The sequence below is a fragment of the Rhodopseudomonas sp. WA056 genome (assembly GCF_010906995.1).
Taxonomy (GTDB): domain Bacteria; phylum Pseudomonadota; class Alphaproteobacteria; order Rhizobiales; family Xanthobacteraceae; genus Rhodopseudomonas; species Rhodopseudomonas palustris_G.
This window is the reverse complement of record NZ_QPFS01000026.1, coordinates 1-16,452: the sequence shown is the minus strand read 5'-3', so window position 1 is coordinate 16,452 and position 16,452 is coordinate 1. Positions and strand designations below refer to the sequence as shown.

The window sequence follows — 16,452 nt, the reverse complement described above, 5'->3', positions numbered from 1 at the left end:
TCAGTTTCTCGCCGAGCGCTGCGCCACGCTCGCATTCAGGTGTTGGATTCGGGCCTGCCAGAACGCGCTCGCGGTTCCGACGACGTTGTAGCCGACATTCGACGCGACCTTGATCCGGTCGAGAATGCCGAGATCGACCACGGCCTCGTAGCGATTGCTTTGCGGGTCGTACACGACCAGCTTCAGCGGGGTATGTTCGAGGATGTAGCGCGAAACGGTGTGATCGCGGTCGCTGCCATGCTCCTCGCACAGGATCGCAGTGTCTTCCGCCAGCAGCCGTTCGCCGCCGCGAATCGCGTCGATCTCGACCCCCTCGACGTCGAGCTTGACGATGTACTTGCCGCCGCGCGGCAGATGGCCGTCGTCGATCAGGTCGTCGAGCCGGATCACCGGCACGTCCTCGCCGCCGGCACCGGGCTTGCCGACGATGCTGAACGCCTCGTGCTTGGTACCGGACAGTCTGGCGGTGCCGCGGGCGGCGCCGACCGCGCATTTCATCACCGCGAACCGATCGCCGTTGACCTTGGCATTTTGCACCAGCCGGGCGAAATTCTGGCTCGACGGCTCGATCGCCAGCGTGCGGTGCGCGCCGAACGGCGCACTCGACACCAGCACCGACCAGTAGCCGTAATTGGCGCCGCAATCGACGAACGTGAAATCGATATCGGCCGCATCGCGGAACAGCAGGTCCAGCTCGATCTCATAAGAGTAATCGCGCTGCAGCAGCTTGCTCCAATAGCCGTCGCCGTAGGGGAACACGAAGGTGGCGTCGGGATTGAGCCTGATCGCGATGTCGCGCTCCGGCAGCGCCTTGCGCATCAAATTGGCCGCGGCGTTGTAGCCGCGATACGAAAACGTCGACGACACCCTCGCGCCCATCACCAGCGCACACGCCGCCATGCGCTCGAGAGCACCTGCGCCCTCGAGAGCGCCGGTAGCGCGGTCGAACTGAATGGGCCCGGGCGCGTTCACCGATCGACCTCTCCGAACACGATGTCGAGCGAACCGAGGATCGCCGAGACGTCCGCCAGCAGGTGACCGCGGCTGAGGAAGTCCATCGCTTGAAGATGCGCAAAGCCCGGCGCCCGGACCTTGCACTTGTACGGCTTGTTGGTGCCATCGGACACCAGAAACACGCCGAACTCGCCCTTCGGCGCCTCGACCGCGACATAGACCTCGCCGGCCGGGACGTGGAAGCCCTCGGTGTACAGCTTGAAGTGATGGATCAGCGCTTCCATCGAGCGCTTCATCTCTCCGCGCCGCGGCGGGAAGATCTTGTGGTCGTCGACCACGACCGGTCCCTGCCCGTCCGGCGCACGCAGCCTGGCGATACACTGCTTCATGATCCGCACCGACTGCCGCATCTCTTCCATGCGGATATGATAGCGATCGTAGCAGTCGCCGTTCTTGCCGATCGGCACTTCGAAATCGAGCTCGGCGTAGCACTCGTAGGGCTGCGACTTGCGCAAATCCCAGGCAGCGCCGGAGCCGCGCACCATCACGCCGGAGAATCCCCAGGCCCAGGCCTGATCGAGCGTGACCACGCCGATGTCGACGTTGCGCTGCTTGAAGATGCGGTTGTCGCTGAGCAGCCGGTCGAGATCGTCGACCACGGCCGGAAACGCGTCGCACCAGGCGTCGATATCCTCGATCAGCTTCGGCGGCAGATCCTGATGCACGCCGCCGACGCGGAAATACGCCGCGTGCATCCGGCTGCCGGAGGCGCGCTCGTAGAACATCATAAGCTTTTCGCGCTCTTCGAAGCCCCACAGCGGCGGGGTCAACGCGCCGACGTCCATCGCCTGCGTGGTGACGTTGAGCAGATGCGACAGGATGCGGCCGATCTCGGCGTACAGCACGCGGATCAACTGAGCGCGGCGCGGCACCGCGATCCCGAGCAGCTTCTCCACCGCGAGGCAGAAGGCGTGCTCCTGGTTCATCGGAGCGACGTAATCGAGCCGATCGAAATACGGAATCGCCTGCAGATAGGTCTTGGCTTCGATCAGCTTCTCGGTGCCACGATGCAACAGGCCGATATGCGGATCGACCCGTTCCACCACTTCGCCGTCGAGCTCGAGCACCAGCCGCAGCACGCCGTGCGCCGCCGGATGCTGCGGACCGAAATTGATGGTGAAGTTGCGGACGCTGGGCGCGTCCGGAGTAGCAGCGTCAGCCATTGGGCAAGCTCCGCTTGCTGGCGAGTTGCGAATAGCAAATGGCGAATGACGTCACGACTTCACTCCCGCCTTCTCGTCTCCGGGAAGAACCGGATAGTCAGCACCTTCCCAGGGCGATAGGAAATCGAACTTACGGAATTCCTGATTGAGCCGCACCGGCTCGTAGACGACTCGCTTCTGGTCGTCGTCGTAGCGAACCTCGACGAAGCCGGAGAGCGGAAAATCCTTGCGCAGCGGGTGACCGTCGAAGCCGTAGTCGGTCAGCAGCCGGCGCATGTCGGGATGGCCGGTAATGATGATGCCGTAAAGATCGTAGGCTTCGCGCTCGAACCAATCGGCGCCGGGGAATACATCGATGATCGAGGGCACCAGCGTGGTCTCGCCGACCTCCGCTTTGACCCGCACCCGCTCGTTCAGCTTCGGCGACAGCAGGTGGTAGACGATCTCGAATCGCTCGGCGCGGCCGGGATAGTCGACCGCCGTCATGTCGATGAAGCTGATGAAGCGGAAGCGCGGATCGTCGCGCAGCAGCCGCATCACCTCCACGATCTTGCCGGCATCGACGGTCAGCGTGAGCTGACCGAACGCGACAGAATGACCGGTCGCGATTCCCGGCAAGGCGCCGACGATCGTCTGACCCAGGGTGTCGAGCCCGTTGTCGTCCATGAAACAGCCTTTTTCAGCGTTCGATAGTGCCGGTTCGACGAATCTTCTTCTGCAACAGCATCACGCCGTACAGCAGCGCTTCGGCGGTGGGCGGACAGCCGGGCACATAGATGTCGATTGGAACGATGCGGTCGCAGCCACGCACCACGGAATACGAATAATGATAGTAACCGCCGCCGTTGGCGCACGACCCCATCGAGATCACGTAGCGCGGCTCCGGCATCTGATCGTAGACCTTGCGTAGCGCCGGGGCCATCTTGTTGGTCAGCGTTCCGGCGACGATCATCACGTCGGACTGCCGCGGCGACGCGCGCGGCGCGAAGCCGAAGCGCTCGGCGTCGTAGCGCGGCATCGAGAGCTGCATCATCTCGACCGCGCAGCACGCCAGACCGAACGTCATCCACATCAGCGAGCCGGTGCGCGCCCAGGTGATCAGATCATCGGTCGCGGCGACGAAGAATCCCTTGTCGGAGAGCTCGCGGTTCACATTGAGAAAGAACGGATCGTTCGCCCCGACCGGCTTGCCGGTGCTGGGGTCGATGATGCCGGTTGCGGGCCGCGCGATCAGCGGCTGCGCGCCAACCGGATGTTGCGACGGCGTCGGCTGCATCGTCTCAGGCCTCAATCCCATTCCAGCGCGCCCTTCTTCCATTCGTAGGCAAAGCCGACGGTCAGGACGCCGAGGAACACCATCATTGACCAGAAGCCAGTCGCGCCCAGCTTGCCGAAGGCCACCGCCCACGGAAACAGAAATGCGACTTCGAGGTCGAAGATGATGAACAGAATGGCGACGAGGTAGAATCTGACGTCGAATTTCATGCGGGCATCGCTGAAAGCATTGAATCCGCATTCATATGCCGAGAGCTTTTCAGGATCCGGCTGCTGGTACGCCACAGCGAATGGGGCGACCAGCAAGGCGAGGCTGAGACCCGCCGCAACGATGATAAAAACGACGATTGGCAGATAGTTAGACAGAATGCCGCTCATCCCGTTCCCTAACCCCACGGCTTGTTGCGCTGCCGCAGACTCGTTCGCATTTGAATTGTTCTACCGCTTAGCGCAGTGCAACAGGGGGCGCAAGCCAAGCTGGGGCAAGACCGAGGGATTCCCCATGCATCCGGCGCCTATCGGTACGAATTCGTGACTCATCATTCACATTCGATCGTCTCAATCCCTTGGAAACCATACGGCCCGGGCACGAAACCATTTTCGGAACCGGCGAAACTTTCCTGAAACACACGCAAGGCTATCGTCGGTTTGTCGACGCGGCAACAACAAGCGCCGCGCGGAGGCAGCGATGAATCACTCCTTGCATTCAGCAGATCGTGCGACCCACCTGAAGATCGTGGTGGTAGCCCTCATCGCAGGTATCAGCGTAGCCACACTCGGGATCACGGCCCGCACCACCGCGAGCGACAGCCAAACCGCCCACGTCATCAAGGCAACCAAGCAGATCGCTGTGACCGATTCCGGCCAGTCGACGGTGAGATAGCACTGAGCTCATCGCCGCGCATCGGCGGTAACACAGTGTTGAGAGAGGCCGCCATTGCGCGGCCTTCTGCATTTCGCGGCGGCCGAAGCCTTCACTTCCCAAAACCAGGGCAGCTCTGGCGGACAAGTCCCATGCCCACGCGAGACGGCTCAGGCCGATCGCAGTTCCGCAACAATCAAGGCGATCGAAGCTGACCGCCGGCCAGCCTATCCGGCAACGAACACACGCGGCAGGCGTTCCGGGTCACTTGTTCTGTTGTGAGGTTTTGCTCTGGGGAAATCGCGGTGTCGCCAAATGCCGATATCGGCGAAATGGCGCGAGAGACGGGGCTCGAACCCGCGACCTCCGGCGTGACAGGCCGGCGCTCTAACCAACTGAGCTACTCCCGCGTGGTTTGCATCAACCGCGCAGGCGGTCGATTAAAGGGAGCGCAGACCCAAGTCAAGCGGGTTGCGCCCAGAGAATCCCATTCTCGTGCGGATAGCTCGATTTCTCCTTTAATGGAGGCATTTTTCGACACCCAGATGCAAATAATGCGCTGTTTACGGGGCAAACGACGTAGGCAGCGCCCACCCGAATCGTCTAAGCCCTGCTACGTCTTAGTTTCTAAGCCGCCACACAACAGCAGGAGGGCTATATGGCGAAGAAAGCAGTTGCCAAATCCGCAACGCCGGCGACGGTGACCCTGAAGCATCTCGCAGCAGCGCTCGCCGAAGAGCACGAGCTGTCGAAGAAGCAGACCGAAGCCATTCTCGGCGACATGGTGACCCGCATCACCAAGCACCTGAAGAAGGGCGAGCGCATCCGCATCGTCGGCCTCGGCATTCTCCAGGTCCGCAAGCGCGCCGCCCGCATGGGCCGCAACCCGGCCACCGGCGAGCAGATCCAGATCAAGGCCAGCAAGAAGGTGGCGTTCCGCGCCGCCAAGGAGCTGAAGGAAGCGATCTGATCCTGCTTCCCGGGTCATCGGTTCGGGCGTCCGGCCTTCCGGATCGCTAGAATCAAGCTCGTCCCGCGCGGCGCTGGGGTCCGGTTCCCGATTCGATCGGAGCGGGCTCCAGTTCAGATTGAAGAACGGCAGGCTTGGGCACCCGCCCCGCCTGCCGTTTCTTTGTCAGACGCCCGGCAGACGTTTCGGGTGCGGTCGCGCGTCACACCAGGACGAGATATCAACAGGAAAGCTCGCGACCGAACGCGCTTGATCGCCACGCCGCGGTGTTTGCGAGCCTGCAGGGAGTTCGGATGTGACCGCGATTAACTTCGACTTCACCGTGTTGGAGCGTTTCCTCCGCTACGTCACCATCGACACCCAGTCGGATCCGGATTCCGATACCTGCCCCTCCACCGAGAAGCAGAAGAATCTCGGCGCGCTGCTGGCGGAGGAGCTACGCGAACTGGGCCTCGCCGACGCGCATCTCGACCAGCACGGCTACGTCTACGCGACGATTCCGGCGACCTCGGCCAAGCCAAACGTTCCGGTGATCTGTTTCTGCGCCCACATGGACACCTCGCCCGATTGTTCAGGAGCCGGCGTCAAACCGCAGGTGTGGAAGAATTATCAGGGCGGCGACATCGTTCTGCCGGGCGATGCGACCCAGGTGATTCGGCGCGCCGAGCATCCGGCGCTGTCGGATCAAATCGGCCACGACATCGTCACCAGCGACGGCACCACCCTGCTCGGCGCCGACAACAAGGCCGGGATCGCCGAGATCATGGATGCGGCGCGGTTTCTGCTGGCGCATCCCGAGATCAAGCACGGCACGCTTAAGATCCTGTTCACCCCGGACGAAGAAATCGGTCGTGGCGTCGACAAGGTCGATCTGAAAAAGCTCGGCGCCGAATTCGCCTACACCATGGACGGCGAGAGCGCCGGCCATGTCGAGGACGAGACCTTCTCGGCGGACAGCGCGGTGATCACCATCGAGGGCGTCAGCGCCCATCCGGGATTCGCCAAGGGCAAGATCGAGCACGCCATCAAGATCGCCGCTGCGATCGTCGAGCGGCTGCCCAAGACCGGCTGCTCGCCGGAGACCACCGAAGGCCGCGAAGGTTTCCTGCATCCGATCGGAATCAGCGGCACGCTGGAGAAGGCCAGCATCGGATTCATCGTCCGCGACTTCACCGAGACCGGGCTGAGGGACAAGGAGCTGCTGCTGCAGAGCATCGTCGAGCAGGTGATGCTCGACTATCCGCGCTCGCGCGCCAAGATCGAGATCCAGCCGCAATATCGCAACATGAAACAGGTGCTCGACCGTCATCCCGAGCTGGTCGAGAACGCCCGCGAAGCGATCCGCCGCGCCGGCCTCATCCCGGTCACCAGCGCGATCCGCGGCGGCACCGATGGCGCCCGGCTGTCGTTCATGGGCCTGCCCTGCCCCAACGTGTTCGCCGGTGAGCACGCCTTCCACTCACGACTCGAATGGGTCAGCCGCCAGGACATGGAAAAGGCCGTCGAGACCATCGTGCAACTGGCGACGATCTTCGAACAGCAGGCGTAGCAGACGCATCGCAGCGAGCGGCTGCATCGCGCGACGACGCGCATAGCGGCCGCGATTTTGTCTCAATCGTTGGACCGCCACCCTGGAATCAGTTCTGACTTCCCGTGCCGCACGGTCATGCCTGCGCGCGACACGGAGAGCTCGGATGATTTGCGCCCGCTTCGTATCTTTGGCGTCTGCTCGAAGGATCGGGATTGTCACGCTGATCGCGGGCGCGCCCATGCTCCTCGGTGCCTGCAAGGAGCAGAATACATACGCCGCGCCGCCACCGGCGAAGGTCACGGTGGCCAAGCCGACCCAGGCGCCGGTGACGCTGTATGCGGAATTCACCGGCAACACCGCGCCGGTCGCCTCGGTCGATCTCGAAGCGCGGGTGCAGGGCTTTATCGAGAGTATCGACTATCTCGACGGTGAAGCGGTCAGGAAGGATCGCGTGCTGTTCAAGATCGAGCGCGCGCAATACCAGGCCCAGGTCGACCTGCAGCAGGCGCAGCTCGACGGTACCAAGGCCAAGCAGGCCAACGCCCAGCGCGAAGCCGACAGGCAGGCAATCCTCGGCCAGAAGGACGTCGCCTCGCAGCGCAATGTCGACGACGCCCAAACCAATCTGGCCGCCGCCAACGCCCAGGTCGCCGCCGCCCAGGCGTCGCTGGCGCTGGCCAAGACCTCGCTCGGCTACACCACGGTGGCGGCGCCGTTCGACGGCGTCGTCACGCGCCGCCTGGTGAACGTCGGCACCCTGGTCGGCTCGGCCGGCGCCACCAAGCTCGCCACCATCCTTCAGGTCGATCCGCTCTACGTCTATTTCAACATCACCGAGCAGCAGCAGATCGCCTTGCGTGACGCGCTCGCCAAGCGCGGCAAGACGCTGAAGGATATGCGCGAAGAGCGGCTGGAGCTGCCGATCGAGGTCGCGCTGTCGTCCGACACCACGTTCCCATACGCCGGCAAGGTCGACTACATCGCGCCGCAGGTCGATCCGGCCACCGGCACCCTGCAGCTCCGCGGCTCGCTGCCGAACGGGGACGTGGCACTGGTGCCCGGCCTGTTCGTCCGGGTCCGGGTCGCGGTCGGCAAGCTCGACGACGCGCTGCTGATCAACGACACCGCGGTGATGTCGAACCAGACCGGCAGCTATGTCATGGTTGTCGGCGCCGGAGACGTGGTGGAGCAGCGCCAGGTCACGCTCGGGCCGCAGGAGGGGCAGCTCCGCGTCATCACCAAGGGATTGAAGGCCGACGACCGGGTGGTGATCGGCGCGATCCAGCGCGCCATCGCCGGCAACACAGTGGCGCCGGTGGCGGGGACCATGGCGGCCGCCCCGACCGCGCCGCCCCCGGCGCCCGCCGCGCTGAGCCCTGGAGCCCAATCCGGCGCCGCGAAACCCTGATCCGATCGACCCTCACGAGGCGTTGCCCATGTTCTCGCGCTTCTTCATCGAACGGCCGGTGCTGTCCAACACCCTCGCCTTCCTGATCATCCTGCTCGGCGCCCTGGCTCTGCTGCGGCTGCCGGTGTCGCAATATCCCGATGTGGTGCCGCCGACGGTGTCCGTCTCGGCGAGCTATCCGGGGGCCAGCGCCCGCACCGTGATGGATTCGGTGGCGCTGCCGATCGAGCAGCAGGTCAATGGCGTCGAGGGCATGATCTACATGCAGTCGACCAGCGCCAGCGACGGCAGCTACAATCTGGTCGTCACCTTCGACATCGGCACCGATCCGAACATGGCGCAGGTGCTGGTGCAGAACCGGGTGTCGCTGGCGACCGCGCAACTACCGGCCTCGGTCTCGACCCAGGGCCTCAACGTCAAGAAGAAGTCGACCTCGATCCTGCAGTTCGTCAGCCTGTATTCTGCGGACGGCCGCTACGACAATCTGTTCCTCTCCAACTACGCCAAGATCAACATCCAGAACGAGCTGGCGCGGCTGCCCGGCGTCGGCGACGTCTCGGTGCTCGGCTCCGGCTCGTATGCGATGCGGATCTGGCTCGATCCAGACAAGCTGCAGAGCTACGGCCTGACGCCGAGCGACGTGGTCAGCGCCGTGCAGCAGCAGAGCAACCAGGTCACCGCCGGCCTGGTCGGCGGCCCGCCGGCACCATCGATCGTCAATTTTCAGTACGCGCTGGACGTCGTCGGCCGCTTCAACGAGGCCACCGATTTCGAGAAGATCGTGGTCAAGGCGATCGACCAGGGCGGCGGCAAGCTGGTGCGGATCGGCGACATCGGCCGGGTCGAACTCGGCGCCTCGTCCTACGGCCAGACCGCAACGCTCGACGGCAAGCCCTCGGCTGCGATCGCGATCTCGCTGCTGACCGGCGCCAACGCGCTGTCGGTGGCGCAAGCGGTCAACGCCAAGATGAAGGAGATGGCCGGCGCGTTCCCGACCGGTCTCGACTACAAGGTGTCGTTCGACAGCACCAAGTTCATCACCGCCTCGGTCGACGAGGTCTATGAGACGCTGATCATCGCCGCCGTGCTGGTGCTGTTGGTGATCCTGATGTTCCTGCAGGACTGGCGGGCGATGCTGGTGCCCGCCACCACCGTGCCGGTGACAATCATCGGCGCATTCGCGGCGATGGCGGCGATGGGCTTCACCGTCAACACCACCAGCCTGTTCGCGCTGGTGCTGGCGATCGGCATCGTCGTCGACGACGCCATCGTCATCGTCGAAGGCGTGTCCCGGCACATCGCCGGCGGGATGTCGAGCCGCGAAGCCGCGGTCAAGGCGATGTCGGAGCTGTTCGGCCCGATCATCGGCATCACGCTGGTGCTGATGGCTGTGTTCCTGCCGGCGGCCGCGATCTCCGGGCTCACCGGCAAGATGTATCAGCAGTTCGCGCTGGTGATCGCCGCCACTGCGCTGATCTCGGCGATCAACGCGGTGACGCTGAAGCCGACGCAATGCGCGCTGTGGCTGCGCGCGCCGGTGTCGCCGGAGCAGCGCAATGTCGTCTACCGGATCTTCAACGCGGTGTATGCGCGCTGCGAAGCGGTGTACGCGGCGCTGATCCGCCGCTTGGTGGCGTTCAGCATCCCGACCACGATCGTCGGGCTGGCGCTGATCGGGGTCGCGTTCTACGGCCTGTCGCGGGTGCCGACCGCCTTCCTGCCTTCGGAAGACCAGGGCTATTTCATCGTCAGCCTGAAGCTGCCGGACGCGGCCTCCGCCGGCCGCAGCGAAGCGGCGGTGGCCAAGGCGGTCGAGCTGGTACGCAAGACCGCGGGCGTCGAGAGCGTGATCGGCGTGTCGGGCATCTCGCCGCTCGACAACAACGCCACGATGTACAACGCCGGCATGCTGTACGTCGTGCTGCGCGACTGGAACCAGCGCAAGGCCAAGGATCTCAGCATCGACGCGATCGCCGCCAGGGTGCGGGCCGCGCTGGCCACGCTCGACACCGCGACCGCCTTGGTGCTGATGCCGCCGCCGATCCAGGGCATCGGCAACACCTCGGGCTTCACCATGATGGTGGAGATGAAGAATGGCAGTTCGGATTTCCTGGCGCTGCAGAACGCCGCCCAGCAGCTCGCCGCCAACGCCGCCACCCAGAGCGCCATCACCCACGCCGCCTCGACCTTCAACGCCGACGTCAAGCAGCTCCGCCTGGTGGTCGACCGGATGAAGGCGGAGACGCTCGGCGTCACCGTCGGCCAGGTGTTTTCCGCCGTCGAGAGCTATCTCGGCTCGACCTATGTCAACCAGTTCACCAAGTTCAACAACGTGTTCCAGGTCTATGTCCAGGCCGACGCGCCGTTCCGGCTGCGGCCCGGCGACGTGCTGAAGCTGAAGGTCAAGGGCTCGAACGGCCAGATGGTGCCGGTCGGCGCCGTCGCCTATCTGACCGACGAGGTCGGGCCGCCGCTGATCACGCTGTACAATCTCTACCCCGCCGCAACCCTGGTCGGCAGCCCGGCGACCGGCTTCAGCTCCGGCGAAGCGATGTCGCTGATGAGCGAAGTCGCGGCCAAATCGCTGCCGTCGTCGATGGGCACGGCCTGGACCGGGATGTCGTATCAGGAACAGGTGGTCGGCAATCAGATCTACTACGTGTTCGCGGTGGCGCTGCTGCTGGTGTATTTCGTGCTCGCGGGCCAATACGAGAGCTGGCTGCAGCCGCTCGCCGTGATCCTGGCGGTGCCGCTGACTCTGCTCGGCACGGTCGCGGCGCTGGAATGGTCGGGCCTGCCGAACGATCTCTATACCCAGATCGGCATCGTGCTGCTGATCGCGCTGGCGGCCAAGAACGCGATTCTGATCGTCGAATATGCCCGCGAGAAATGTATCGAGGGCATGCCGATCGCCGAGGCCGCGGTCGAGGCGGCGCGGCTTCGGTTCCGCCCGATCCTGATGACCTCGTTCGCCTTCATCTTCGGCATGCTGCCGCTGGCGCTGGCGACCGGCGCCGGTGCCGGCGCCCGGGTATCGCTCGGTATCGCAGTGGTCGCCGGCATGCTGGCCTCCACCGGCCTCGCCGTGCTGTTCGTCCCGGCGTTCTTCGCGGTGCTGCAATGGATGGGGACGCGGCGCGAGCCTGCGGCCTCTCCGACCGAGGGCTGACGCCCGAAACCGTCACAAAGCTGGATCAGCCCTGCGCCGGTCCCGCTCGCCTTGCACAGACCATGGCGCCCGCGGTAGATAGGCGCGGCGGGCGGCTAGCTCAGCTGGTTAGAGCATCTCGTTTACACCGAGAGGGTCGGGAGTTCGAATCTCTCGCCGCCCACCAAGCGTTTCTGCTCCCCTTCCTGTCGTGTCCTCATCGCGACCGCTCAGCGGCCGGAAATCGACCGGTCGTGGCTGCGATTGGGCTCGCCTCCCCGAGAACGAGGAAATTCTGCTGCGCTGGTGAACGATCTCCGAACGCGCCAGGGGTGGTCGGTCGCGGACAGGTGCGGATTTTCCTCAGGGGTGCGGCGGCGCACGCTTTTTCGTGCAGCATGATACCGGCACACTCGCGAAACCCGCCGGCACTGTGCCTGAAAGCGGCGAATGTGCCGGTAAATGTACTAACCAGATATCCATCTACCCACGGTAGTGAGGGGGAGTTCACGACGCCGCTGGGGTGGTCAATGACGAGGACGAGGTGGGACGCACGGGTTCGGAGCCTGCTGCGGGGCCCCGGAAACGTATCGGTGCGCTGGATCGTCGGGATCGGCATTCTGCTGATCGCCGCGATCTCGATGGCCACCGCCTGGATGATCGCGGACAGCCGCGAGCGCGCTCTACGCAACGCCGAGCGCGAGCTCGGCAACACGGCGATGCTGCTCGGCCGCCAGTTCGACCGCACCTTCGACGCATTGAACGTCGAGCAGAGCGAGACCGCATCCTCGCTCGTGCACACCTTTCCGCTCGCCAAGACGCTGTCGACCCACACCTTGCTGGCGCTGAAGGCCGGCGAGCTCGGCGAGTTCGACCTGTACGACAGCGCCGGCGCCCTGATCAACTCGTCGCGTCCGTGGCCGCTGCCCGATGTCCGGATCGGCCATCATCCGGCGTTCAAACGCTGGACCTCGGACGACGAGCGCGAGGAGAGCGAGGCCGAAATCGTCCGCGACCCGGTGCGCGGCGGCCAGACCCTGGCGCTCGTCAAGCGGCTGCGCGGCCCGACCCGGGAAACCACCGGCGTGCTGACGCGGACCATCCCAAACTCCTGGTACGAGAGTCTCGCCTCATCGATCGTGCTCGGCGCGGACGCCTCGATCGCGGTGTTCACCAGTGGCGGCACACTAGTGACGCGCTGGCCGCGGTTCACCCAGGCGGTCGGCCAGAATTTCCTCGATTCCGATCTGAAGCCGCTGTTTCTGCGCCCCAACGCGACCCATCGCGTCCACAGCCCGTTCGATGGCATTCAACGGCTGGCGTCGTCCAGAATGCTGAGCAAGCAGCCGGTGGTCGTGGTGGTGTCGCGTTCGGTCGACGGCGTTCTGTCCGCGTGGTGGCGCGAGCTGTGGGTGATGGTGGCGGTCGCGCTCGCATCGGCGCTCGCGGTCGCGGTGGTGCTGTTCCAGCTCGGCCGAAACATCATCCGGCATGAAACCGATCTCCGGCAGCGCTACAGCATCGCGGTCGACAACATGGCGCAGGGGCTATCGCTGTTCGACGCCGCAGGACGGCTGCTGCTGTACAACCGTCGCTACCTCGAGATCTACCGGCTGCCCCCCGATGCGGTGAAGCCCGGCTTGCGCGGCTCCGACATCGTCGGATTGCTCGAGAAAGCCGGTCACGATCCGCATCTGATCCAGCAATACCATGCCTTCGCGATGAAGAACGCCGGAGCCCGAAGCTCGTTCGAGACCGAATTCTCCGACGGGCGGACGATCCTGATCACGCGCGAGCCGATCCAGGGCGGCGGCTGGGTGATGACCCATGAGGAGATCACCGAGCGCAAGCGCGCGGACTCACGCATCCACCACCTCGCCCACTACGACGACCTCACCGGACTGCCGAATCGTTCGTCGTTCCGCAAGCACCTCGGCGATGCGCTCGACCTGATCGAGCCGGGCGACCAGCTCGCCCTGCTCTACATCGACATCGACGAGTTCAAGATCGTCAACGATACGCTCGGCCATCCGGTCGGAGACCAACTGCTCAAATGCATCGCGGAGCGTCTGCAACGCTGCCTGGCTCCGGCCGATTACGTCGCACGGCTGGGCGGCGACGAGTTCGCGGTGGTGATGGCCGACGCCACCACGGTGCGCGACCTGGTGGCGACGCTGCAGCTCGCTTTGCGCGAGACCTTCGACTGCGCCGGCCATGTGATCTCACCCGATGCCAGCATCGGCATCGCGCTGGCGCCGGAGCACGGCCGCGAGGTCGACGACCTGATCGCCAAGGCCGACCTTGCTCTGTACGCAGCGAAATCCGAAGGCCGCCGCACCTATCGATTCTTCATGCCGGAGATGGACATCAAGGCCAAGGCCCGGCACGAACTGGCGACCGAGCTGAAGCGCGCCGTGGCCGAGCACGACTTCCATCTGCATTTCCAGCCGCTGGTCGACCTCAACTCCGGCGCGATCGCCGGCTGCGAGGCGCTGCTGCGCTGGCAGCATCCGCTGCGCGGCTTCGTCTCGCCGGCCGAGTTCATTCCGCTCGCCGAAGACATCGGACTGATCGAGGAACTCGGCGAGTGGGTGCTGGATCACGCCTGCGGCGTCGCGGTCGGCTGGCCGGCGTCGATGACGGTGGCGGTCAACGTCTCGCCGATCCAGTTCCGCCGTTCGACCTTCCCGCTCAAGGTCGCCGCGACGCTGGCGCGCACCGGGTTGCCCCCGCATCGGCTGGAGCTGGAGATCACCGAAGCGCTGCTGCTGCAGGATACCGAGTCGACGCTGGCGATTCTCAATCAGCTCCGCGCCCTCGGGGTGAAGATCGCGCTCGACGATTTCGGCACCGGCTACTCGTCGCTGAGCTATCTGCATCGCTTCCCGTTCGACAAGATCAAGATCGACAAGAGCTTCGTCGACACCCTCACCGCAGAAGCAGGCTCGGCCACGATCGTCCGCGCGATCGTGCAGATCGCCGCCGCCGGCAACAAGACCACGCTGGCCGAAGGCGTCGAAACCGCCGCCCAGCGCGATCTGCTCCGCCAGCTCGGCTGCCAGCAGATGCAGGGCTACCTGTTCAGCCCCGCCCTGCCCGCCGACGCACTGGCCCGCCTGATCGGCCTCCCCAGCGCCGAAGGGCAAACGGCGCAGCGCAGGGCGCCGCTGACGGTGTGACACAGGTGAGCGACCGCCCCTTCGCGATCCTCTGATCCGCGTTGGCGTTGCCGCAATGGGTCTCGCAAACCATCAAGGAGGGGCGCGACGACGGATCGGTGAACGACTTCCGGCTACGCCGCCTCAGGCAGTGAGTCGCTGATCGTCAGGCGCAACCAGCCGAGCAGCACCAGGTTGCGGATCGCGCTGGCGACCGCCTGCTTCTTGTCGTCGGTCTGCCAGGACTTCTTCCACGCCAGGATGTAGTCGTACAGTTCCTGCTCGGCTACGTCGCCTTTGGATTGCTTCAACTCGCGCGCCGCGAAGAACACCGTCAGAACCTCCTCGGCCTGTTCGGTGCTCTTGATCCGGCTGAACAGGTCAACCGCCTTGTCGATCTTGCCCTTGTAGCGCCCGATCAGTTCCTGAAAACGCCCGCGATCGCTCTCGTATTCGGGGGCGACCCGAAGAGCGATCATCCGGCCGAGTTGCTGCTCGTTCAGCCAGTTTCGATTGGCGAAATCGCGCAACGCCGGCTTCACGTCATCGGAGAACGGACCGTAGCTGCCTTTGCCGAACCTGAAGCCTGTCGGCACGCCCATTTCCGTCACCACATAGCAGATCTTCTGGAAGATCGTGCGGCCCACGGGCGTCGCATAGGGCTGGGCTTCCAGCTCGCGCAGCACCTCCATCAGCACGACCCATTCCGGCTTTAGCGGATCGGGTTTGCGTCCCTTGCTGTCGAGCGCCGATTGCGGCGGCGCGGCGAGGAAGTCGGAGGTCAATTGCTGACGAGGCGTGCCGTAGGGCGCATAGAGTTCAACCTCGATCGGCAGATCGGCGAGCTTGCTGAAGATCAGCGGCGCGACGTCCGTCCACTCCAACCCACCATTCCCGCAGCCAAGCGGCGGCATCGCGAGGCTGGTAATGCCCCACTCGGCGGCGTGAGCCGCGAGATGGTCAAGCCCGCGTTCGACATCGACCAGCCGCGACGGCGATCGCCAATGATCCTTGGTCGGGAAGTTGATGATCCGCGCGCCTGACAGATCGCAGAACAGGTACGGCTCGCCGAGCCGAACCTCGCCCCGTGCGCAGCGCGCCTTGTAGTCCTCGAACATCGCCGGAAAGCGCCGTTTGAACTGCTCTGCCACGCCTTTGCCCATCACACCGACGCAATTGACGGTGTTAAGTAGGGTCTGTGCCCGGCTTTCAAACAGATCTCCGATCAGCGCACTGAACATGATAGGAACACTTCCCTCATCGGAAGAATAACACGGGAGAAACGCAGATCGGCAGGCCAAATCCACAGTTGGTCAGCCGGGCCTTCGCGGCCTCGTCCACCGCGTAGGCACCGGTCAGAAAGCCCGGATGCACGCGGTACGGCACCAGAATCTCGGCGTACTTCTTGGCACGATGTTGCCAATAGGCGATCTGATCGCCCGGATGGCGCCAATCCATCGCATAAATGGCATCGAAATCAAGCGCCCGCCACTGCCGCGGATGCAGAAAGCGGACGTAGTCGCTGGCTGCGTTCTGGTCCGAGATGACGGTGCCTTCGAGCCGCAGGACGTCCGTTGACACACGTAACACGCAAAGACCGTCCACTTCGCGTTGCCGCTTAAACAGCATCGGATTCCGGGCATGAAAATACAGATTCGCGTACTGGTGCAACCTCAGCCCACCCGGGACCTGCTTGCGATCGCGCTTGTCCTGCACCGGCTGAAGGGCAACGGACCGGTGCGGGAGCTGTGCGGCATCGTCGTAGGATAGGATGCCGTGGGTCATCACCGAGCCGACATTCACGATCGGCATGATGCACTGCAGCTCGGTGACGCGCGGGTCCATCGCTACACACCCCCGGTAACACCCACGGCGGGCGATTTCACTCCGCCGAGAATCGAACCTGTGAGTAATCCTAACAAG

Annotated in this window: 12 protein-coding genes, 2 tRNA genes and 1 pseudogene; 7 read left to right on the top strand and 8 right to left on the bottom strand. The window is 64.4% G+C overall.

Translation table 11 applies throughout. The features are described from left to right. Genes DU475_RS07760 through DU475_RS07740 form a run of 5 tightly spaced genes read right to left on the bottom strand, consistent with a single transcriptional unit; the run spans position 1 to position 3,830 of the window. Positions 1–972, bottom strand: coding sequence for an FkbM family methyltransferase (locus DU475_RS07760; RefSeq protein WP_047307262.1), 972 nt, complete (start codon positions 970–972; stop codon positions 1–3). Beyond that, positions 969–2,177 (bottom strand): NADH-quinone oxidoreductase subunit D, encoded by a 1,209-nt coding sequence (locus DU475_RS07755; RefSeq protein WP_164631607.1) that lies wholly within the window; start codon positions 2,175–2,177, stop codon positions 969–971. Before DU475_RS07755 ends, DU475_RS07760 begins: the two co-directional genes overlap by 4 nt. A 51-nt stretch (positions 2,178–2,228) precedes the next feature. Beyond that, on the bottom strand, positions 2,229–2,843 hold the full coding sequence (locus DU475_RS07750; RefSeq protein ID WP_164631606.1) for an NADH-quinone oxidoreductase subunit C: 615 nt from the start codon (positions 2,841–2,843) through the stop codon (positions 2,229–2,231). A gap of 13 nt (positions 2,844–2,856) precedes the next feature. Further along, entirely contained in the window at positions 2,857–3,453 is a 597-nt protein-coding gene (locus tag DU475_RS07745; RefSeq protein WP_013502265.1) for a NuoB/complex I 20 kDa subunit family protein, read from the bottom strand. 11 nt (positions 3,454–3,464) lie between these two features. After that, positions 3,465–3,830, bottom strand: a complete 366-nt coding sequence (locus tag DU475_RS07740; protein WP_013502264.1) for an NADH-quinone oxidoreductase subunit A — start codon at positions 3,828–3,830, stop codon at positions 3,465–3,467. Between the two features lie 310 nt (positions 3,831–4,140). Between DU475_RS07740 and DU475_RS07735 the strand changes: the two genes are divergently transcribed. Continuing rightward, positions 4,141–4,335, top strand: a complete 195-nt coding sequence (locus tag DU475_RS07735; protein WP_164631605.1) for a hypothetical protein — start codon at positions 4,141–4,143, stop codon at positions 4,333–4,335. 312 nt (positions 4,336–4,647) lie between these two features. Here the strand turns inward: DU475_RS07735 and DU475_RS07730 are convergent. Then, positions 4,648–4,724 (bottom strand) — tRNA-Asp (locus DU475_RS07730). Positions 4,725–4,969: 245 nt separating this feature from the next. On the opposite strand from DU475_RS07730, the pseudogene DU475_RS07725 reads away from it, so the two are divergent. The 6 genes and pseudogenes from DU475_RS07725 to DU475_RS07700 form a co-directional block, all read left to right on the top strand. Continuing rightward, positions 4,970–5,284 (top strand): annotated as a pseudogene (locus DU475_RS07725) (HU family DNA-binding protein); the annotation flags it as partial. A gap of 295 nt (positions 5,285–5,579) precedes the next feature. Beyond that, positions 5,580–6,833, top strand: coding sequence for a peptidase T (gene pepT, locus DU475_RS07720; protein WP_013502201.1), 1,254 nt, complete (start codon positions 5,580–5,582; stop codon positions 6,831–6,833). Positions 6,834–6,978: 145 nt separating this feature from the next. Continuing rightward, the gene (locus DU475_RS07715; RefSeq protein ID WP_164631604.1) at positions 6,979–8,223 is read left to right on the top strand and encodes an efflux RND transporter periplasmic adaptor subunit; all 1,245 of its coding nucleotides are present in this window, start codon (positions 6,979–6,981) and stop codon (positions 8,221–8,223) included. 28 nt (positions 8,224–8,251) lie between these two features. Continuing rightward, a complete protein-coding gene (locus tag DU475_RS07710; RefSeq protein WP_164631603.1) occupies positions 8,252–11,392 on the top strand; it encodes an efflux RND transporter permease subunit in 3,141 nt (1,046 codons plus the stop codon). Positions 11,393–11,481: 89 nt separating this feature from the next. Then, a tRNA-Val gene (locus DU475_RS07705) sits at positions 11,482–11,558 on the top strand. A gap of 343 nt (positions 11,559–11,901) precedes the next feature. Then, positions 11,902–14,550, top strand: coding sequence for an EAL domain-containing protein (locus DU475_RS07700; protein ID WP_164631602.1), 2,649 nt, complete (start codon positions 11,902–11,904; stop codon positions 14,548–14,550). 113 nt (positions 14,551–14,663) lie between these two features. On the opposite strand, the gene darG is transcribed toward DU475_RS07700, so the two are convergent. Together darG and DU475_RS07690 are read right to left on the bottom strand one after the other, a co-directional pair. Continuing rightward, the gene (gene darG / locus DU475_RS07695) at positions 14,664–15,770 is read right to left on the bottom strand and encodes a type II toxin-antitoxin system antitoxin DNA ADP-ribosyl glycohydrolase DarG (RefSeq protein WP_164631601.1); all 1,107 of its coding nucleotides are present in this window, start codon (positions 15,768–15,770) and stop codon (positions 14,664–14,666) included. Positions 15,771–15,786: 16 nt separating this feature from the next. Continuing rightward, positions 15,787–16,374 (bottom strand): DUF4433 domain-containing protein, encoded by a 588-nt coding sequence (locus tag DU475_RS07690; RefSeq protein WP_164631600.1) that lies wholly within the window; start codon positions 16,372–16,374, stop codon positions 15,787–15,789. Positions 16,375–16,452: the final 78 nt, after the last annotated feature.

Excerpts from the sequence above, each read along its gene's own strand:
- DU475_RS07755 (WP_164631607.1), bottom strand. The coding sequence starts at position 2,177 with ATGGCTGACGCTGCTACTCCGGACGCGCCCAGCGTCCGCAACTTCACC.
- DU475_RS07735 (WP_164631605.1), top strand. The coding sequence starts at position 4,141 with ATGAATCACTCCTTGCATTCAGCAGATCGTGCGACCCACCTGAAGATC.
- DU475_RS07715 (WP_164631604.1), top strand. The coding sequence starts at position 6,979 with ATGATTTGCGCCCGCTTCGTATCTTTGGCGTCTGCTCGAAGGATCGGG.
- DU475_RS07710 (WP_164631603.1), top strand. The coding sequence starts at position 8,252 with ATGTTCTCGCGCTTCTTCATCGAACGGCCGGTGCTGTCCAACACCCTC.
- darG (WP_164631601.1), bottom strand. The coding sequence starts at position 15,770 with ATGTTCAGTGCGCTGATCGGAGATCTGTTTGAAAGCCGGGCACAGACC.
- DU475_RS07700 (WP_164631602.1), top strand. The coding sequence starts at position 11,902 with ATGACGAGGACGAGGTGGGACGCACGGGTTCGGAGCCTGCTGCGGGGC.
- DU475_RS07690 (WP_164631600.1), bottom strand. The coding sequence starts at position 16,374 with ATGGACCCGCGCGTCACCGAGCTGCAGTGCATCATGCCGATCGTGAAT.
- DU475_RS07740 (WP_013502264.1), bottom strand. The coding sequence starts at position 3,830 with ATGAGCGGCATTCTGTCTAACTATCTGCCAATCGTCGTTTTTATCATC.
- DU475_RS07750 (WP_164631606.1), bottom strand. The coding sequence starts at position 2,843 with ATGGACGACAACGGGCTCGACACCCTGGGTCAGACGATCGTCGGCGCC.
- DU475_RS07745 (WP_013502265.1), bottom strand. The coding sequence starts at position 3,453 with ATGCAGCCGACGCCGTCGCAACATCCGGTTGGCGCGCAGCCGCTGATC.